The 18,155-nt window shown below is 71.3% G+C and carries 16 protein-coding genes; 7 read left to right on the forward strand and 9 right to left on the reverse strand.

Features of this window, described 5'->3' with window-relative positions:
- Positions 1-655 precede the first annotated feature (655 nt).
- The 4 genes from GVN67_RS21975 to GVN67_RS21990 form a co-directional block, all read right to left on the reverse strand.
- Positions 656-1,432: a DUF2076 domain-containing protein gene (locus GVN67_RS21975; RefSeq protein WP_159999475.1), complete on the reverse strand. Its 777-nt coding sequence runs from the start codon at positions 1,430-1,432 to the stop codon at positions 656-658.
- Between the two features lie 171 nt (positions 1,433-1,603).
- Positions 1,604-2,038, reverse strand: a complete 435-nt coding sequence (locus GVN67_RS21980) for a CoA-binding protein (protein ID WP_159999476.1) — start codon at positions 2,036-2,038, stop codon at positions 1,604-1,606.
- Between the two features lie 5 nt (positions 2,039-2,043).
- Complete coding sequence (locus GVN67_RS21985; RefSeq protein ID WP_159999477.1) at positions 2,044-2,505, reverse strand: PepSY domain-containing protein; 462 nt, start codon at positions 2,503-2,505, stop codon at positions 2,044-2,046.
- Positions 2,506-2,649: 144 nt separating this feature from the next.
- Positions 2,650-3,759 (reverse strand): S-(hydroxymethyl)glutathione dehydrogenase/class III alcohol dehydrogenase, encoded by a 1,110-nt coding sequence (locus tag GVN67_RS21990; protein ID WP_159999488.1) that lies wholly within the window; start codon positions 3,757-3,759, stop codon positions 2,650-2,652.
- Positions 3,760-3,844: 85 nt separating this feature from the next.
- On the opposite strand from GVN67_RS21990, the gene GVN67_RS21995 reads away from it, so the two are divergent.
- Positions 3,845-4,642 carry a S49 family peptidase gene (locus GVN67_RS21995; protein ID WP_159999478.1) on the forward strand — a complete coding sequence of 266 codons (798 nt, stop codon included), beginning with the start codon at positions 3,845-3,847 and terminating at the stop codon, positions 4,640-4,642.
- 109 nt (positions 4,643-4,751) lie between these two features.
- Positions 4,752-6,833, forward strand: a complete 2,082-nt coding sequence (locus tag GVN67_RS22000) for a methyl-accepting chemotaxis protein (protein ID WP_159999479.1) — start codon at positions 4,752-4,754, stop codon at positions 6,831-6,833.
- On the opposite strand, the gene GVN67_RS22005 is transcribed toward GVN67_RS22000, so the two are convergent.
- Positions 6,830-7,684 carry a triacylglycerol lipase gene (locus GVN67_RS22005; RefSeq protein ID WP_159999480.1) on the reverse strand — a complete coding sequence of 285 codons (855 nt, stop codon included), beginning with the start codon at positions 7,682-7,684 and terminating at the stop codon, positions 6,830-6,832. The two genes, GVN67_RS22000 and GVN67_RS22005, sit on opposite strands and share 4 nt — an antisense overlap.
- 228 nt (positions 7,685-7,912) lie before the next feature.
- Here GVN67_RS22005 and GVN67_RS22010 point away from each other — a divergent pair, with 228 nt between their 5' ends.
- The gene (locus GVN67_RS22010; protein ID WP_159999481.1) at positions 7,913-9,142 is read left to right on the forward strand and encodes an aminopeptidase; all 1,230 of its coding nucleotides are present in this window, start codon (positions 7,913-7,915) and stop codon (positions 9,140-9,142) included.
- A 44-nt stretch (positions 9,143-9,186) separates the two neighbouring features.
- Here GVN67_RS22010 and GVN67_RS22015 read toward each other — a convergent pair whose 3' ends face one another.
- Positions 9,187-9,783, reverse strand: coding sequence for a DsbA family protein (locus GVN67_RS22015; RefSeq protein ID WP_200845347.1), 597 nt, complete (start codon positions 9,781-9,783; stop codon positions 9,187-9,189).
- Positions 9,783-10,394, reverse strand: coding sequence for an NAD(P)-dependent oxidoreductase (locus GVN67_RS22020; RefSeq protein ID WP_159999482.1), 612 nt, complete (start codon positions 10,392-10,394; stop codon positions 9,783-9,785). Before GVN67_RS22020 ends, GVN67_RS22015 begins: the two co-directional genes overlap by 1 nt.
- A 111-nt stretch (positions 10,395-10,505) precedes the next feature.
- Between GVN67_RS22020 and GVN67_RS22025 the strand changes: the two genes are divergently transcribed.
- Entirely contained in the window at positions 10,506-10,862 is a 357-nt protein-coding gene (locus tag GVN67_RS22025; protein ID WP_159999483.1) for a helix-turn-helix domain-containing protein, read from the forward strand.
- 51 nt (positions 10,863-10,913) lie between these two features.
- On the opposite strand, the gene GVN67_RS22030 is transcribed toward GVN67_RS22025, so the two are convergent.
- Positions 10,914-11,315 carry a ketosteroid isomerase-related protein gene (locus GVN67_RS22030; protein ID WP_159999484.1) on the reverse strand — a complete coding sequence of 134 codons (402 nt, stop codon included), beginning with the start codon at positions 11,313-11,315 and terminating at the stop codon, positions 10,914-10,916.
- An 80-nt stretch (positions 11,316-11,395) separates the two neighbouring features.
- On the opposite strand from GVN67_RS22030, the gene GVN67_RS22035 reads away from it, so the two are divergent.
- The 3 genes from GVN67_RS22035 to ppdK all read left to right on the forward strand — a co-directional run bounded on the left by GVN67_RS22035 (position 11,396) and on the right by ppdK (position 17,305).
- Complete coding sequence (locus GVN67_RS22035) at positions 11,396-12,268, forward strand: glycine--tRNA ligase subunit alpha (protein ID WP_159999485.1); 873 nt, start codon at positions 11,396-11,398, stop codon at positions 12,266-12,268.
- Between the two features lie 94 nt (positions 12,269-12,362).
- Positions 12,363-14,624, forward strand: coding sequence for a glycine--tRNA ligase subunit beta (gene glyS, locus GVN67_RS22040; RefSeq protein ID WP_159999486.1), 2,262 nt, complete (start codon positions 12,363-12,365; stop codon positions 14,622-14,624).
- A gap of 11 nt (positions 14,625-14,635) precedes the next feature.
- Positions 14,636-17,305 carry a pyruvate, phosphate dikinase gene (gene ppdK / locus GVN67_RS22045; RefSeq protein ID WP_159999487.1) on the forward strand — a complete coding sequence of 890 codons (2,670 nt, stop codon included), beginning with the start codon at positions 14,636-14,638 and terminating at the stop codon, positions 17,303-17,305.
- A 247-nt stretch (positions 17,306-17,552) separates the two neighbouring features.
- On the opposite strand, the gene GVN67_RS22050 is transcribed toward ppdK, so the two are convergent.
- On the reverse strand, positions 17,553-18,155 hold a 603-nt coding region (locus tag GVN67_RS22050), incomplete at its 5' end, for a hypothetical protein (RefSeq protein WP_200845348.1).

Below are 18,155 nucleotides of genomic sequence, written 5' to 3' on the forward strand. Positions count from 1 at the left end.
CGGGGGAAGGGCGGGGCGGCAGCCAGGCTTGCGCGGCCGGGCGGTGGCGCTCGTCATCCAGGACATGGGGAAACCTTGCACGATCGATGGCAGCGGGCCGCCGCAATGCATGCGGCAGGGCCCCGGCCTTCCAGAGCAGACGCGATCATCGCGGCAGGCCGGATGCCAGGGATGCGCCGGGCAGGCGCAGGCATCCATCGGCCGCGAAGGGCGCGGAGATCAGGCGCGCAGCCGGGACCACCCACCCCCGGACAGGGGCGCGCGGCGACACCGGCCACGGGGGCCGGTCTCTATGGCGGGGTCAGCCGCATGCTCAGGGACAAGGTGTTCATGCCCGGCAGCCTGAGCGATTAATGACGTGTCGGCAAGAATTTTTTCAATAAAACTGACGATTTTTCCGGTATTCGCCCTGCGATTCCGAGCGAGCCGCAGAAGAAATTCTTTCAACCTGGAAGTAAACTTCTTGCATCATTGGTGCGGCGCGCTGGCCTGGGGGCCTTGGCCATGCCCGGTTGCGGCGCAGCACGCCACCGCCACGCGATCGGGACAAGCGCCAGCGCGGCGGCGCCGGCCGCGCGAGAAAGCCGGCATGACGCATGAAAAAAGGGCCAGGGCGGCGCGCGCCACCCTGGCCCCTGCTCAACGACGCCCAGGCTCAGATATCGTCGTCGAAGCCGCCGCCATCATCGGCGAAGCCGTCGTCGTTGCCGAAGCTGTCATTGCCGAAGCTGTTGTCGGCCGGCATGGCGTCCTGCTGGCCGGCGCCCGGATCGGTCCAGGGGCTGCTGGTCGGCACCGCCTCCTGGCCGAAGCCGCCCGCGGCCCCCGCGGCATCGCCCGCCGCGCCCGCGGCCTCGGTCGCCGCATGCGCCGCGCCGCCGCCGGAGAAGGCGTTCATCAGCATGTTGCCCAGCACCATGCCGCCGGCGACGCCGGCCGCGGTGGTCAGCGCCGAGCCGAGGAAGCCGGAGCCGCCGCGGCCCTGCTGCATCATGCCCTGCTGCGGATAGCCGCCGGGCGGCTGGATCGGCTGCGGCGGCGGCGCCATCTGCACCGGGCGCTGCTGCTGCTGGCCGCCACCGAACATGCCGCCGAACAGCCCGCCGCTGCGCGGGGCCTGCGCCTGGGCCTGGGCCTGGCGCTGGGTGTTCTCCAGCTGCCACTCCAGCTCCTGGATGCGGTTCTGCGCCTGGACCAGCGCATGCTCCTGCACGAAGGCGGTCTGCGTCAGGCGGTAGCGCGCCTCCGGATAGCGGGCGAAGAGGTCGCCGATCAGCCGGTCGGACTCAGGGTCGACGGGGGGCAGGGGCGGGCGCGACTGGGTGGCCGGCACGCTGCTGCCGCCCCAGGGGGAGGCGGCCGGCTGCGGGGCCTGGACCCCGGCCATGCGCTCCACGAAGGCGGAAATGATGCGGCGTTCTTCTTCGGTCATGTCAGATCCCCGGTGGGGGCCTTTCCCAGACTGGTTGTCAGCGCTGCGACGCGCCCGGCAAGGGACCAGGCGCAGGCAGCGAGAATGGCATCTGGCTCAGCCGCGGCCGGCTTTCAAGCTCGAGATTAAAAACTGGCCATGAAATTCACCGGGGACCTGCCGGCCGCCGGGTCAGGCGCCGCTGGCCAGGCCCAGCCGCTGCCATTCGATCACCGGGCAGCGGTCCATCACCGCGGTCAGCCCGGCGGCGCGGGCACGCGCCGCGGCCGCCTCGTCGACGACGCCCAGCTGCATCCAGACCACCTTCGCGCCCAGCCGGATGGCCTCGTCGACCACGGCGCCGGCTTCCTCGCTGCGGCGGAAGATATCGACCATCTCCAGCGTCCCGGCTTCGGCCAGCGAGGCGGCGACGGTCGCGCCATGGATCTGCTGCCCGGCCAGGCCGGGATTGACCGGGGTCACCGCGAAGCCGCGGCCGACCAGGAAGCCCGCCACCCCATGCGAGGCCCGCGCCGGATTGGCCGAGGCGCCGACCACGGCGATGTGGCGGGTGTTCAGCAGGATGGCGCGGATCTCCGCATCGCTCAGCCCGTCGATCGTCGCCATGGCGCTCAACCCTCCCGCTCGCGATAGAGGACGCGCAGCGTCTCGCGCTCCAGCGTCAGGTCATAGCGCTGGCCATCGGCGGCCAGCGCGCGGTCCACGTTCCACAGCCCGTCATCGAGCTTGATGCGGCCGAATTCACGATAGCCCAGGCGGCGCAGCGAGGCCTCGATCCGCATCGTCTCCTCGGTATTGGCCAGGCGGTCGTCGATGTCGGTGGCGACGATGCGCAGCTCGCCCGGGAGGATGCGCAGGTCGCGCCGGGCGCCCTGGCGGTCCATGGCGTCCTCGACCTCCCAGATCCCCCGGTCGAGCTGAATTTTTCCCCAATCGCGAAACCCCTGGTCGCGCAGCGCCTGTTCCAGCCGGCCGCGCTCGGCCTCGCTGGGCGGGCGTTCGGCGGTGGCCTGGGCGAAGGCCAGGCTGGGGACCAGCAGCATGACGGCAAGCAGATGACGGAAGGCGGACATCGGGCTGCTCCTCGGCTGCATGCGATGCAAACACGCTGCCTTGGTATGTGGTTCCCGCCAGGACCGCGTGGCAGGGGTGCGCCGCATGGCAGGGGCGCGGCCGCCGCGGGGGAGACCCCCTATGGCGGCCGCGCGCACCGCGGATCAGTAGACGACGACGCCGCGGATGGATTCGCCGCGGGTCATCAGGTCGAAGCCCTCGTTGATCTTCTCGAGCGGCATGGTGTGGGTGATCAGCTCGTCGATGTTGATCTTCTTGTCCATGTACCAGTCGACGATGCGCGGCACGTCGCTGCGGCCGCGGGCGCCGCCGAAGGCCGAGCCGATCCAGCGCCGGCCGGTGACCAGCTGGAAGGGGCGGGTGGAAATCTCCTGCCCGGCCGCCGCGACGCCGATGATGGTCGAGACGCCCCAGCCCTTGTGGCAGCATTCCAGCGCCTGGCGCATCAGCGTGGTGTTGCCGACGCATTCGAAGGAATAATCCGCGCCGCCGCGGGTCAGCTCGACCAGGTGGCCGACCAGGTCGCCCTGGACCTCCTTCGGATTGACGAAATGCGTCATGCCGAAGCGGCGGGCCATTTCCTCGCGCTCGGGGTTGATGTCGACGCCGACGATCATGTCGGCCCCCACCATCCTGGCGCCCTGGATGACGTTCAGCCCGATGCCGCCCAGGCCGAAGACCACGACCGTGGCGCCAGCCTCGACCTTGGCGGTGAACAGCACGGCGCCGAGGCCGGTGGTCACGCCGCAGCCGATGTAGCAGACCTTCTCGAACGGCGCGTCGGACCGGATCTTGGCCAGCGCGATCTCGGGAACCACGGTGTGGTTCGCGAAGGTCGAGGTGCCCATGTAGTGGTGGATAGGCTTGCCTCTGCAAGAAAAACGGCTGGTGCCGTCCGGCATCTGGCCGCGGCCCTGGGTGATCCGGATCTTCTGGCACAGGTTGGTCTTGCGGCTGAGGCAGTAGTCGCATTCGCGGCATTCCGGCGTGTAGAGCGGAATGACATGGTCGCCGGGCTTCAGCGAGGTCACGCCGCGGCCGACCTCCAGCACCACGCCGGCGCCCTCATGGCCCAGGATGGCGGGGAAGATGCCCTCCGGATCGGCGCCGGACAGGGTGTATTTATCGGTGTGGCACAGGCCGGTGGCCTTGATCTCCACCAGGACCTCGCCGTCACGCGGGCCCTCGAGATCAACCTCCTCGATCGACAGCGGCTTGCCGGCTTCCCAGGCGACGGCGGCGCGGGTCTTCATCGGGCTCTCTCCTAGGGCCATGGTCAGGTCGCCGGCTTCGTCGCACTTCTTGTCGCGACGGGGAAGGGTGGTCATCTGTGCCACCATGCGAATCCCCTTCCTGAAGCGCCACCCGCGGGTCGCGCTGCTCCGCCTCTCCGGCGTCATCGCCGCGCGCGGCGGCATCGGCCCCGGCGGCAGCCTCAGCCTGGAGAGCGTCGGGCCCTTGCTCGACCGCGCCTTCGCCCTGAAGCGGCTGCAGGCGGTGGTGCTGGTGCTGAACTCGCCGGGCGGGTCGCCGGTGCAGTCCAGCCTGATCGCCAGCCGCATCCGCCAGCTGGCCACCGAGAAGAAGGTGCCGGTGATCGCCTGCTGCGAGGATGCGGCGGCGTCGGGCGGCTATTGGCTGGCCTGCGCGGCGGACGAGATCATCGCCGACCCCTCCAGCATCGTCGGCTCGATCGGCGTGATTTCCGCCAGCTTCGGCCTGGAGGAGCTGGCGGCGAAGCTCGGCGTCGAGCGCCGCCTGGCCACGGCGGGCGACCAGAAGTCGTTCATCGACCCCTTCCGCCCGGTCGAGCCCTGGCAGCAGGCGCGGCTGGAGGAATTGCTGACCGCGCTGCATGGCGAGTTCAAGGGCTGGGTGCGCAGCCGCCGCGGCGACCGCCTGAAGGTCGACGAGGCCGACATCTTCAACGGCCGCTTCTGGACCGGGCGGGAGGCGCTGCCGCTCGGCCTGGTGGACGGGTTGGGCGATGCCGAGGGCGAAATCCGCCGCCGCTTCGGCGAGAAGGCCCAGGTGGTCCGCTTCGGCGCCAAGCGCCCCTCGCTGCCGATGCGGCTGCTGCGCGGCGCCATGGCGGTGGTCGAGGAACGCCTGGCCTGGAGCCGGATCGGGCTGTGATCCGGCGGCGAGCAGAACGTTAACCATTCAGAAGTGAGTCACGGATAGCTGCGAAAAGGTGGCGATCAAGCCGCCCCTCGCGAGGCGGCGATCGACGGAAACGGAACCGATGCGCCGCCAGATCTCCATCTCGACCCAGGTGACCGCCCTGGTCTGCCTGCTCTGCGCCCCTCTCGCCGGCGGCGCCGGCTTTTTTCTGTACGACGCCTGGACCGGGCTGCAGCGGGCGGAGCGGGCGATCACCCTGGCCGACACCACCCGCGCCGCCTTCATCGCGCTGCAGAACACCCGGGTCGAGCGCGGCCCGCTGCGCCTGGCGCTGCGCGGCGCGGCGCCGGCCGATGCCGGGCTGCGCGCCACGATCGACCCTGCCCGCGCCCTGGCCGGGCCGGCGCTGGACAGCCTGGCCGCCGCCTGCGCCCAGGTCACCTGCGCTGACCAGGACGGGCCCGGCCGGCTGCGCCAGGCCCGCCGCGCGCTGGACGCGCTGCGCCCCGAGGCCGACCGCGCCGCCCTGCTGCCGCTGGCGCAGCGCCCGGCCGGCATGGCCGACCGCTACAACGCCACCATCACCACCCTGGTCGAGCTGCTGGAGGAATTCAGCGCCACCCTGACCGCCCAGGTCCGCGCCCGCGACGGCCAGAGCGCGACGCTCGCCCAGATCAAGGACGCCGCCTACGCCACCCGCGACGCTGGCGGGCTGGAGCGCGACTTCCTGGTCAATGCGCTGCGCGACGGCGGCTTCTCGGCCGATGACCGGCTGGCGGTGGCGGCGCTGCGGGCGCGGGCCGGTGCCACCTGGGCGCTGGTGACAGGCGTCGCGCGCGAGGCGCCGCCGGCCACCCAGGCCGCCATCGCCGCCGCCCAGGCCAGCTATTTCGGCCAGTTCGTCGCGCTGCGCACCGGGCTGGAGCAGGCCTTCGCCGCCAAGCGGCCGGCCACCGTCGACGCCGCCGGCATCAACCGCGGCATCGACGAGGCCACCGGCGCCCTGGTCGCCGTGGCCGACACCGCGCTGGCCGATATCGGCACCGCGGCGCGGGCCGAGGCGGCGGCGGCCGGGCGGCTGCTGTGGCTGCTGGGCGCCGGCACGCTGCTGGTCTTCCTGCTGGGCCTCGGCGCCGTGCTGCTGGTGCGCCGCCGGGTGCTGCTGCCGCTGGCCCGGCTGAGCACCGCGCTGCGCCGGCTGGCCCAGCTCGACTACGGCTTCGCCCTGCCCGACGCGGCGCGGGCCGACGAGATCGGCGACATGTCGCGCGCCGTCGACGAATGCCGCGCGGGGCTCCGCCGCGCCGACGACCTGGCCGAGCAGCAGCGGGCCGGCCAGGCCGCCAAGGATGCCGAGACCACCCGCGTCGCCGGGCTGATCCGTGGCTTCGAGGCGGAATCGACCGAGCTGCTGCAGGCCGTCTCCGGCGCCGCCGCCGAGCTGAACGCGACGGCCGGGGAGCTCAGCGACACCGCCCGCCAGGGCAGCGAGCGCGCGGCCTCCGTCGCCGCCGCCGCGCAGCAGGCCAGCGGCAACGTGCAGACCGTGGCCGCTTCCGCGGAGGAGCTCGCCGCCAGCATCGCCGAGGTCGCCCGCCAGGTCAGCGGCGGCGCCGACGTCGCCCGCCGCGCCGCCGAGGAGGCCCGCGGGACGGACGCCACCGTCCAGGGCCTGGCCGCCGCGGCCAACCGCATCGGCGACGTGGTGAAGCTGATCAGCGACATCGCCGGCCAGACCAACCTGCTGGCGCTGAACGCCACGATCGAAGCCGCCCGGGCGGGCGAGGCGGGCAAGGGCTTCGCCGTCGTCGCCTCCGAGGTGAAGAACCTGGCCAGCCAGACGGCGCGCGCGACCGAGGAGATCAGCGCCCAGATCGCCGCCATGCAGGGCGAGACCCAGCGCACGGTCGACGCCATCGCCGGCATCGCGCGGACCATCGAGACCATCGATGCCAGCACCGCCGCCGTCGCCGCCGCCACCGAGGAGCAGGCCAGCGCCACCCGCGAGATCGGCCGCGCCGTCGCCGAGGCCGCGCTCGGCACCGACGAGGCCTCCCGCCATGCCGGCGGCGTGCGCGAGGGCTCGGCCCGCACCGGCGAGGCCGCCGGCCGTGTCCATGCCGCCTCCGAGGCGCTGAGCCACCGCGCCGATGCGCTGCGCGGCCAGGTCAGCAGCTTCCTGCAGGGGATCCGGGCCGCTTAAGCGGCGAGGCGGCCCAGTTCCAGAAAACCGAGCGCGGCGCGGATGGCGCCGTCGCTGGCCGCCAGCGGCGTGTGCCGGGCGCGGACCAGGGCGAAGCCGTCCTCGCGCTCCGGCAGCCGCGTCTCGGCGACCGTGACAATGCCGTCATTGTCGCCGGGCAGCAGCGGGTTGTAGCCGCGGCCGCCGGTGCCGCCCGCCACCACGGCGATGCCGCGGCAATCGGGCACCGGCACCAGCGCCGCCCTGGCCGGCGTCACCGCCTGGCCGCAATCGCCGGTCAGCACGCGATAGGGCGGCAGCGCGGCCACGGCGCGCGCGATCCCCGCCCCCCGCGCCGGCGAGCCCAGCAGCAGCAGCCGCCCGGCGCGCCAGCCATCCTCCCCGGCGCGGGCCATGGCGCTGCGCGCCACCAGCCCGCCCAGGCTGTGGCCGACGAAGGCGACCTCGGCCGCGCCATCCTCGAACAGCGCGCGGGCGGCGGTGCTGGCGGCGCGGGCATGCGCCGCCAGCGGCTGGCGCAGGCTGGCATAGCCGAGATTGGCCACCGCCCAGCCGGTATCGGCCAGCGCCGCGGCGACGCGGGCCAGCCCGCCCGGATGGTGCCCCAGCCCATGCAGCAGCACGACGCCGCGCCGGCAGCCGGCGGGCCGCGCCACCCGGGCGGCCAGCGCCATGCAATCCTCGGGCGTGCCGCTGGCCAGCACCGCGCCGAAGGGGTCGAGCAGCCGCGCCTGGCCGCTGGCGCAATGCGCCTGAACCAGCCAGCCGGAGCGCGACCACAGGTCGGTCCAGGCCCGGAAGGCCCGGGTCGACATCCGCACCCGCCGCAGGCTGCCCGCCTTGCCGTCCATCGCTTCCTGTCTGATCCCTGGCGCGGCCGCGCCGCCCTGCTGGTGCCATCCCCGCATCTGGGGAATCGCGGCCGCGGAATTTAGGCTGTCCGAGGGCGGAGAAGCGTGAAATCTGCCGATGCGCGGGCCTGATCCCGAAAAAATGCAGCCCTGGGCGTGCCAGCCCCTTGGGCCCATCGCCGCCTCGGGGCCAAATGAGCCGCGAAAAGCGCAGTGAAGGATTGCTCCATGCCGATCGACCCCCGCCTCGACCGCCTGGCCGAGATCGCCGTCCATGTCGGGCTCGGCGGGCTGAAGCCGGGCCAGGAGCTGGTGCTGACCGCCTCCATCGAGGCCCTGCCGCTGGTCCGCCGCATCGTCGAGCACGCCTACAAGGCCGGCGCCTCGCTGGTCACGCCGATCTTCTCCGACGACGAGACCGCGCTCGCCCGCTACCGCTTCGCCGCCGAAGGCAGCTTCGATGCCGCCGCCGGCTGGCTCTATGACGGCATGGCCCGCGCCTTCGCCAATGGCGCCGCCCGCCTGGCCGTGGTCGGCGAGAACCCCAACCTGCTGGCCGGCCAGGACGTCGAGCGCGTCTCCCGCGCCAACCGCGCCCGGTCCCAGGCCTATCGCCCGGCGCTCGAGCTGATCACCGCCTCGGCGATCAACTGGACCCTGGTGCCCTTCGCCTCCGCCGCCTGGGCCCGCACCGTCTTCCCCGACGTGTCCGAGGAGCAGGCCGTGGCCAAGCTCTGGGACGCCCTCTACGCCGCCACCCGCGTCGACCAGGCCGACCCCAAGGCCGCCTGGGCCGCGCACAACGCCGCCCTGATGCAGCGCCGCCGCCAGCTCGATGCCCGCCGCTTCCGCGCGCTGCACTTCACCGGCCCCGGCACCGACCTGACCGTGGGCCTGGCCGACGAGCACAGCTGGATGGGCGGGTCCTCCAAGGCGCGCAACGGCATCACCGGCAACCCCAACATCCCGACCGAAGAGGTCTTCACCACCCCGCATGCCGGCATGACCTCCGGCACCGTCTCGGCCACCAAGCCGCTGGCGCACCAGGGCACCCTGATCCGCGACATCCGCGTCCGCTTCGAGGCCGGCCGCATCGTCGAGGCCCATGCCTCGACCGGCGAGTCCGTGCTGCAGAAGATGATCGCCACCGACGAAGGCGCCCGCCAGCTCGGCGAGGTCGCCCTCGTCCCCCACTCATCCCCGATCGCGCAGAGCGGGCTGCTCTTCTTCAACACGCTGTTCGATGAGAACGCCGCCAGCCACATCGCCCTCGGCCAGGCCTACAAGAAGTGCTTCACCGATTCGGAGACGATGTCGGACGAGCAGTTCAAGGCCCGCGGCGGCAATTCCAGCCTGATCCATGTCGACTGGATGATCGGCTCGGCGGAGGTGGATATCGATGGCATCGGCTTCGATGGCGCGAAGACGCCGGTGATGCGCAAGGGGGAGTGGGCTTAAAGAAAGCAAGACCCGGGGGCATTGAATGCCCCCGGACCCCCACATCAGTTGGACAACCGCTCCACGAAACGGGGCACGTCCCCGTAGCAGTCGCTGTGGGATACAGGGCGCACGCCCATCTCGCTTTCCAACAGGAACGTCGGAAAGCCACCGGCGCCAATCCGCTGCATCAGCCGCCGCGTCGCCAGGATATGCCCGTCGACATCCACGGCGGAAAACCGGCCGGCAAAGTCGACCACGCCGAGGCGCCCAGCCAACCCGGCCAGCACCTCGGGATCGACCACCCGCAGACCCTCGACGTAATGCGCCGTCTGGATCAGCCGCAGCATCGGCAGCCCAAGATCGCCGACCGCCAGCAGCGCCGCGGTCACCGGCCGCGAATCGAAGACCGTCGCCGGATCCTGCAGCAGCCCTTCGAGATAGGCCGCCCCGAAAGCCTGCCCCGTCAGCGTCGCGATGCGCTGGTCGGCCGAGGCGATCATCGACCGCTTCGCCGGCGGCAGCCCGGTCGGCGGGTCCCACAACCCCCCGCCATGCAGCGCGACCGTCATCCCCGGCAGCGCCGCCGCGGCCTCCACCAAAGGGGAGGCCGCGTAGCACCAGCCGCAGAGCGGATCGTGGATGTAATGGAGAACCGGCATCAGTACCCGACGGTGAAGCGGCGGCGGCTGTGCTGCGGCGCCTCGATCTCATTGGCCAGGGCCACGGCATAATCCTCGAAGGAGATATGGCTGCGGCCGGCCTCGGAGACCAGCAGCTGCTCGGTGCCCAGGCGGAAGCTGCCGGTGCGCTCGCCGGGGTGGAATTCGGCCGACGGCGACAGGAAGGTCCAGTCCAGCGCCGCCTCCTGCTTCAGCCGCTCGAGGAAGGCGCCGCCGGCCTTGGCCTCGGCCAGGTAGATCGCCGGGAAGCCCGGGCTGTCGAAGATCTTCTGGCCCGGCGCGCCCTCCAGGCTGCCGGCGCCGCCGACCACCAGGTAGCGGGGGACACCCGCCTGCTTCACCGCCGCCAGCAGCTTCTCCACGTCGCTGGCCAGGAAGTGGATGCTGCTGATCACCGCGTCATGCCCGGCCAGCAGGGGGGCCAGGGCCTCGGGCTCGGCCGCGTCGCCGACCGCCTTGGTCACGCCCGGCAGGGTCGCGATCTTCGACGTGTCGCGGGCGATGGCGGTGACGTGGTGGCCGCGGGCCGAGAGCTCGGCGAGGATCCGGCTGCCGGCCTGGCCGGAGGCACCGATAAGGGCGATCTTCATGGCTGCATTCCTGTGGTAGGGTGGTTACCTTGGGAAACCAGATAGTCCGGCTTGACCGGGCTGCGAAGAAGGCACTTTTTCCCTATCAGGTATGGTTGAGGAAACCAGGCGATGGATTGCGGCGACCTGTTCAACCCTGACTGCCCGACCCGGCTGGTGCTGGACCGGATCGCGGACAAGTGGACGGTGATGCTGCTGGTGCTGCTGTCGCAGGGGCCGATGCGGTTCAGCGCGCTGAAGCGGGCCACCGGCATCTCGCAGAAGGTGCTGGCCCAGACGCTGCGGCGGCTGGAGCGTGACGGCTTCGCGAGTCGCGCTGTCTTCGCCACGGTCCCGGTGACGGTCGAATATTCGATCACGCCGCTGGGCGCCGACCTGGCCGAGACCCTGGAAGGGCTGCGCCTATGGTCCGAGCGCCACATCGGCGCCGTCCTGGCCGCCCAACGCGACTACGACGCCGCGGCCTGACAGACAGAAAGAAGAAGGGGTCCAGGGGAATTCATTCCCCTGGCCTTTCTTTCAGCTGACCTGGGCGGTCCAGTCCTCAAGATTATAATAGTTGGTGACCCGGGCGATCAGCCCGTCGCGCACCTCGAAGAAGGCGCCGACCGGCAGGACATAGGTCTGCCCCACCGCTTCCGGCAGCCCGGCATCGGTCGCCAGGTAGGTGCCATGGACGGTGAATTCCGCCGCCGCGCGCAGGCCCGAGCTTTCGCACAGCACCACGATGTCGCGCAGCTCTTCCCGGTAGTGGATGGCCATCCGCGCCAGGAAGCTGCGAAAGGCGCCCTTGCCGGTCTCGCGCGCGCCCTGGTTGATGTCGTGGGCCACGTCGTCGGTCAGCAGGGCCAGCATGGCCTCCGCGTCCCCGGCATTGAAAGCGGCGTAGTAGGAGCGGATCAGGGTCTCGGTGGCGGCCATGTGCATTGTGCCCTTCCTTGCCGGGGGGTGGGGCCGGTCTTATGGTGCGCCGCGCAACACGGCCGCAAGCCCAAGACATCATGACCGAGACGCCCACCCAGACCAAACCCCTCAGCTTCCAGGATATCATCCTGACGCTGCATCGTTTCTGGAGCGCGCAGGGCTGCGTGATCCTGCAGCCCTACGACATGGAGATGGGCGCCGGCACCTTCCATCCGGCCACCACGCTGCGCGCGCTGGGGCCGAAGGACTGGAAGGCGGCCTATGTGCAGCCTTCGCGCCGCCCGTCCGACGGGCGCTACGGCCAGAATCCGAACCGGCTGCAGCATTACTACCAGTACCAGGTGATCCTGAAGCCGAGCCCGGCCGACCCGCAGGCGCTGCTGATCGAAAGCTACAAGGCGCTGGGCATCGACCCCACGCTGCACGACATCCGCTTCGTCGAGGATGACTGGGAAAGCCCGACGCTCGGCGCCTGGGGCCTGGGCTGGGAGGTCTGGTGCGACGGCATGGAGGTGACCCAGTTCACCTATTTCCAGCAGGTCGGCGGCATCCCGGTGGAGAAGCCCTGCGCCGAGCTGACCTACGGGCTGGAGCGGCTGGCCATGTACATCCAGGGCGTCGAGAACGTCTACGATCTGGATTTCAACGGCCAGGGCGTGACCTATGGCGAGGTCTTCCTGCGCGCCGAGAAGGAGTTCTCGGCCTTCAACTTCGAGCATGCCGACGTCGCGCTGCTGTTCCAGCACTTCAAGGATGCCGAGGGCGAATGCGCGGCGCTCGTCGAGAAGAACCTGGCCCTGCCGGCCTATGACCAGTGCATCAAGGCCAGCCACGCCTTCAACCTGCTCGACGCCCGCGGCGCCATCAGCGTGACCGAGCGGGCTGCCTATATCGGCCGTGTCCGGGCGCTCGCCAAGCGCTGCTGCGAGGTCTGGCTGGCGGGCGTCTGACGCCCCTCTGCCGGCCTGGCCCTGCTGCCACGCTGTCGCCTTGATCCACGCCCACGCTTCCGTCCGGCCCTTCTGCCCGCAAGGCCCCTCTCCGATGCCCGAACTTCTGCTCGAACTCTTCTCCGAGGAAATTCCCGCCCGCATGCAGGCGCGCGCGGCGGAGGACCTGGCGCGGCTTGTGGGGGAGGCGCTGAAGGCGGCCGGTCTTCAAGCCAAGGGTCTGCAGGCCGAGGGTTTGCGGAGCCTCTACGGTCCCCGGCGCCTGGCGCTGGTCGCCGAGCTGCCGGCGGCCACCGCCCCGGTCGAGGAAGAGCTGGCCGGCCCCGCCCCCGAGGCCCCCGAGCGCGCGCTGACTGGCTTCCTGGGGAAGGTCGGGCTGGATGAGGGCGTGCTGCCGGCGATCCGCGCGGCGGCGGGCAAGGCCGAGGCGGGCGCCGATGTCGCCGTGCATGACGGCGCGGGCGTCACGCTGGTCGTCCGGAAGGAAAAGAAGGGCGAGAAGCTCTTTGCCAAGGTTGTGAAGCCGTCGGTCCCGACTGGCGAGCTCCTGGCGAAGCACCTCCCCGAAATTCTCCGCAAGATGCCCTGGCCGAAGTCGATGCGCTGGGGCGGCACCAGCAGCTTCGTCTGGGTGCGGCCGCTGAAGCGGATTCTCTGCCTGTTCGACGGCGCCGTGGTGCCGTTCAGCCTGGCGCTGGGCGAGGATGACGGGCATCGCCTGGCGTCGTCGGACCGCACCGAGGGTCACCGGATTCTCTCCCCGGGTGATTTTGCGGTGCACAACTTCAGCGACTACGCGACGCAACTCGCGGCCAAGCATGTGGTTATCGATCCGGTCGAACGCGCCCGCCTGGTGCGCGAGGGCGTGGCCGCGCTGGCCGCGGCGGAGGGGGTCGAGGTGGTGCCGGATGAAGGGCTGGTGGCCGAGGTTGCCGGGCTGGTCGAATGGCCGGTGCCGCTGCTCGGCCGCATCGACGACGCCTTCATGGACCTGCCGCCCGAGCTGATGCGCACCACCATGCGCGTCAACCAGCGCTATTTCGCCCTGCGCCGTCCCGACGGCAGCGCCGCGCCGTATTTTGCCCTGGCCTCCAACATCGCCGCCATCGATGGCGGCAAGGCGGTCGCCGCCGGCAACGAGCGGGTGCTGCGCGCCCGCCTGTCGGATGCCCGCTTCTTCTGGGACCTGGACCGCAAGCAGAAGCTGGAAGCCTTCCTGCCGAAGCTGGCGACCGTGGTCTTCCACGCCAAGCTGGGGACCCAGGGGCAGCGCGTCGCGCGGCTGGAGCGGCTGGCCCGCTTCCTGGCCAAGAAGCTCGGCGCCGACGCTGAGCTCGCCGGCCGCGCCGCGAAGCTGGCCAAGGCGGATCTCGCCAGCGGCCTGGTCGGCGAATTCCCCGAGCTGCAGGGCATCATCGGCCGCTACTACGCGCTGCATGATGGCGAGGACCCGCGCGTCGCCGAGGCGATCGCCGCGCATTACCGCCCGGCCGGCCCGGGCGACGCCGTGCCGTCGGAGCCGGTGGCGATCGCGGTGGCGCTGGCCGACAAGCTGGACCAGCTGGCCGGCTTCTTCGCCGCCGACGAGCGGCCGACCGGCTCGGGCGACCCCTTCGCGCTGCGCCGCGCGGCCCTGGGCGTCATCCGCATCCTGCGCGAGAACGGGCTGCGCCTGGACCTGGGCGATGCCCTGGCCGAAGCCTTCTTCGGCTATCCGCAGGCGGTGGGCTCGACGGCCAATCCGGAATTCGGCCTGGGCGTGGCGCAGGAGGCGATGAAGGCCGGCTTCCAGCCCGACCCCAAGTCCGACCACCCGCCGATGGTGGCCGCCTTCGCCGCCGGGCTGCTCGATTTCCTGGCCGACCGCCTGCGCGTGCAGCTGCGCGCCGAGGGCGAGCGGCATGACGTGCTGGCCGCCGTGCTGCCGGGGGGCGGCGCCGACCTGGTCCGCCTGCTGGCGCGCGCTGGTGCCCTGCGCGCCTTCCTCGAGGGCGAGGACGGCGCCAACCTGCTGGCCGCCTCGCGCCGCGCCGCCAATATCCTGCGGATCGAGGACAAGAAGGACGGGCCGCATGCGGCCGCGACCGACGACAGCCTGCTGAAGACCGCGCCGGAGCAGGCGCTGTCGGCGGCGCTGGACATCGCCCTGCCGGAGGCCCGCGCGGCGCTGGCGGCGGAAGACGACACCACCGCCATGGCCGCGCTGGCCCGGCTGCGCGCGCCGGTCGACGCTTTCTTCGTCGACACGGTGGTCAATGATGCGGATCCGGCGCTGCGCCGCAATCGCCTGGGCCTGCTGGCCCGGCTGCGCGCGGCGATCGACCAGGTGGCCGATTTCTCCAAGATCGAAGGCTGAGGGAACGCAACATGCAGAAGTGGGTGTATGGCTTCGGGGCCGGCCGCAACGACGGCAAGGCCGAGATGCGCAACCTGCTGGGGGGCAAGGGCGCCAACCTGGCGGAGATGGCATCCATCGGCTTGCCGGTGCCGCCCGGCTTCACCATCACCACCGAGGTCTGCACCTACTACTACGACAACGGCAAGCAGTACCCGGCCGAGCTGCAGGCGCAGGTGGCCGAGGGCCTGGCCCGCATCGAGGCCGCCGTCGGCCTGAAGTTCGGCGACGAGGCCAAGCCGCTGCTGGTCTCGGTCCGCTCCGGCGCCCGGGTCTCGATGCCGGGCATGATGGACACCGTCCTCAACCTCGGCCTGAACGACCGCACGGTGGAGGGGCTGGCCGCAGCCTCGGGTGACCAGCGCTTCGCCTGGGACAGCTACCGCCGCTTCATCCAGATGTATGGCTCGGTCGTGCTCGGCGTCGACCACCACCGCTTCGAGGAGATCATCGAGGACGCCAAGCTGGATCGCGGCGTCTCCGAGGACACGGCGCTGACCGCCGAGGACTGGAAGCAGGTCGTCACCCACTACAAGGCGATGGTGCAGGAGGTGCTGGGCACCCCCTTCCCGCAGGACCCCGAGGGCCAGCTCTGGGGCGCCATCGGCGCGGTCTTCGGCAGCTGGATGAACCAGCGCGCCAACACCTATCGCCGCCTGCACGAGATCCCGGCCAGCTGGGGCACCGCCGTCAATGTCCAGGCCATGGTCTTCGGCAACATGGGCGACGACTGCGCGACCGGCGTCTGCTTCACCCGCGACCCCTCGACCGGCGAGAACATCTTCTACGGCGAGTACCTGATCAACGCGCAGGGCGAGGACGTGGTGGCGGGCATCCGCACGCCGCAGCCGATGTCGGAAGGCCGCGCCAAGCCGGGCGAGCGCAGCATGGAAGCCGCCATGCCCGCCGCCTATGGCGAGCTGGTCAAGGTCCGTGGGACGCTCGAGAAGCACTACACGGACATGCAGGACATCGAGTTCACCGTGCAGCAGAACAAGCTGTACATGCTGCAGACCCGCAACGGGAAGCGCACCGCCGCCGCCAGCCTGAAGATCGCCGTCGACATGGCCCGCGAAGGCCTGATCGACGAGCGCGAGGCGGTCAAGCGCGTCGCCCCCGGCTCGCTCGACCAGCTGCTGCACCCGACGCTGGACCCCAACGCCAAGCGCAGCGCCCTGTCCAAGGGCCTGCCGGCCTCGCCGGGCGCCGCTTGCGGCACGGTCGTCTTCTCCGCCGACGAGGCCGAGACCCGCGCCGCCAAGGGCGAGAGCGTCATCCTGGTCCGCATCGAGACCTCGCCCGAGGACATCCACGGCATGCACGCCGCCAAGGGCATCCTGACCACCCGAGGCGGCATGACCAGCCACGCGGCGGTGGTCGCCCGCGGCATGGGCCGGCCCTGCGTCGCCGGCGCCGGCGGGGTGGTCGTCGACTACAACAGCCAGCAGCTGCGCGCCGGCGGCAAGACCGTGCAGGCCGGCGAGACCATCACCCTCGACGGCGCCACCGGCGAGATCTTCCTCGGCGCCGTGGCCATGGTGGAGCCGAAGCTGTCCGGCGACTTCGCGACCCTGATGGGCTGGGCCGACAAGGTCCGCCGCCTGAAGGTGCGCGCCAATGCCGAGACCCCGCTCGACGCCGACACCGCCAAGAAGTTCGGCGCCGAGGGCATCGGGTTGTGCCGCACCGAGCACATGTTCTTCGACCCGGCCCGCATCGGCGCCGTGCGCCAGATGATCATGTCCGAATCGGAAGGCGGCCGCCGCGACGCCCTGGCCAAGCTGCTGCCCTTCCAGCGCGACGATTTCGTCGAGCTGTTCCGCATCATGGCCGGCCTGCCGGTGACCATCCGCCTGCTCGACCCGCCGCTGCACGAGTTCCTGCCCCACAAGGAGGAGGAGCTGGCCGAGGTGGCGCGCAGCCTGGGCGCGGACCTGGCCACCATGCAACGCCGCGCCGCCGACCTGTCGGAAGCCAATCCGATGCTCGGCCATCGCGGCTGCCGCCTGGGCGTGACCTATCCCGAGATCTACGAGATGCAGGCGCGCGCCATCTTCGAGGCCGCCGTCGCCATCGCCCTGGAAACCGGCAGGGCCCCGGTGCCGGAGATCATGATCCCGCTGGTCGCGGCCAAGCGCGAGCTGGAGATCACCCGCGCCCAGATCGACAAGGTCGCCAAGGAGGTCTTCGCCGAGGCGGGCCAGGAGATCGAATACCTGGTCGGCACCATGATCGAGCTGCCGCGCGCCTGCCTGACGGCCGACGCCATCGCCGGCGTCGCCGACTTCTTCAGCTTCGGCACCAACGACCTGACGCAGACCACCTTCGGCCTGTCGCGCGACGATGCCGGCAAGTTCCTGCCCTACTACGTCGAGAAGGGCATCCTGCCGAAGGACCCCTTCGTGTCGATCGACCCGGAAGGCGTCGGCGCCCTGGTGCAGATCGCGAAGGACAAGGGCCGCAGCGTGAAGCCGGAACTGAAGCTGGGCATCTGCGGCGAGCACGGCGGCGACCCGGCCTCGATCCAGTTCTGCGAGGCGACGGGGCTGGATTACGTGTCCTGCTCCCCCTACCGCGTCCCGGTCGCCCGGCTGGCCGCGGCGCAGGCGGCCCTGGCCGGTGGGTCAGATCGGACGGCCTGAAGAGAAGCCAGGGTAGGATTTTGAAGGCTGGGGGAAGAATGAATTCTTCCCCCAGACCCCCATCATTCTTTTCTATCACCGGCCGTTGAGTGACCTGCGCTTCGTCGTTGCCCGCACCAGGGCATCACGGCGGGGCGCATTTTTTATGAGTGCAGCGTCCCGCCTGGTCGGCAGCGCGCGGCAGCACTGACAGAAAAAAGATGGGGTCCAGGGGAATTCATTCCCCTGGCCTACCCCTGTCTTCCCGTCAGGCCACCCTGTTCCCACTGACCGGCACCGACGCGAAGTTCCGCAGCCGGGCTTCGATCGTCTGGAACAGCGTGCGCTGCGCCGGGGTCAGCGGCGCGTCCGGGCGTTCCGTCCGGTGTTCCAGCCAGCGGGCCACGGCGCCGGCCCCCTGGCGGTGGGCGGCGGCGACCAGGCCGCCTTCGGTCAGGGTGATCGGCCGGCCATCGATGCCGGTCAGGTTGCGCCCGGCCTGGGCCAGGGCGCCGTTCGCCTTCAGCTGCTGGTTGGTGCGCTGCAGATAGGCGGCCATGGCGGCTTCCTGGGCGGCGGGGCGGGCCAGGAAATCGGCCTCGCTCTGCACGCCGGCGGCGGCGGCGCGGTCGGTCCAGCGGCCGGCCCCGTCCTTCCAGCCGATATCGGTCAGCGCCACGGGCAGCAGCTGGTAGCGGCCGAGCGCGCCCGAGCGATCGTTGCGCACGGTGTAGCCGCGGCAGGGCTCGCCGGCGGTGCCTTCGGCGGCGGCCAGCCCGTCGCGCAGCGCATTGGCGGCGACCTGCGGCTGGGCGGCGCGGGCATAGGCGCCGCGGCCGGCCTGCACGGCGGCGGTCGTGGTGGCGGGGGC

The sequence above is a fragment of the Roseomonas sp. 18066 genome (genome assembly GCF_902706185.1).
In the GTDB taxonomy this organism is placed as follows: Bacteria; Pseudomonadota; Alphaproteobacteria; order Acetobacterales; family Acetobacteraceae; genus Pseudoroseomonas.

Coding starts and splice junctions, on each gene's coding strand:
- GVN67_RS21975 (WP_159999475.1), bottom strand. CDS start 1,432: ATGACCGAAGAAGAACGCCGCATCATTTCCGCCTTCGTGGAGCGCATG.
- GVN67_RS21980 (WP_159999476.1), bottom strand. CDS start 2,038: ATGGCGACGATCGACGGGCTGAGCGATGCGGAGATCCGCGCCATCCTG.
- GVN67_RS21985 (WP_159999477.1), bottom strand. CDS start 2,505: ATGTCCGCCTTCCGTCATCTGCTTGCCGTCATGCTGCTGGTCCCCAGC.
- GVN67_RS21990 (WP_159999488.1), bottom strand. CDS start 3,759: ATGAAGACCCGCGCCGCCGTCGCCTGGGAAGCCGGCAAGCCGCTGTCG.
- GVN67_RS21995 (WP_159999478.1), top strand. CDS start 3,845: ATGCGAATCCCCTTCCTGAAGCGCCACCCGCGGGTCGCGCTGCTCCGC.
- GVN67_RS22000 (WP_159999479.1), top strand. CDS start 4,752: ATGCGCCGCCAGATCTCCATCTCGACCCAGGTGACCGCCCTGGTCTGC.
- GVN67_RS22005 (WP_159999480.1), bottom strand. CDS start 7,684: ATGGACGGCAAGGCGGGCAGCCTGCGGCGGGTGCGGATGTCGACCCGG.
- GVN67_RS22010 (WP_159999481.1), top strand. CDS start 7,913: ATGCCGATCGACCCCCGCCTCGACCGCCTGGCCGAGATCGCCGTCCAT.
- GVN67_RS22015 (WP_200845347.1), bottom strand. CDS start 9,783: ATGCCGGTTCTCCATTACATCCACGATCCGCTCTGCGGCTGGTGCTAC.
- GVN67_RS22020 (WP_159999482.1), bottom strand. CDS start 10,394: ATGAAGATCGCCCTTATCGGTGCCTCCGGCCAGGCCGGCAGCCGGATC.
- GVN67_RS22025 (WP_159999483.1), top strand. CDS start 10,506: ATGGATTGCGGCGACCTGTTCAACCCTGACTGCCCGACCCGGCTGGTG.
- GVN67_RS22030 (WP_159999484.1), bottom strand. CDS start 11,315: ATGGCCGCCACCGAGACCCTGATCCGCTCCTACTACGCCGCTTTCAAT.
- GVN67_RS22035 (WP_159999485.1), top strand. CDS start 11,396: ATGACCGAGACGCCCACCCAGACCAAACCCCTCAGCTTCCAGGATATC.
- glyS (WP_159999486.1), top strand. CDS start 12,363: ATGCCCGAACTTCTGCTCGAACTCTTCTCCGAGGAAATTCCCGCCCGC.
- ppdK (WP_159999487.1), top strand. CDS start 14,636: ATGCAGAAGTGGGTGTATGGCTTCGGGGCCGGCCGCAACGACGGCAAG.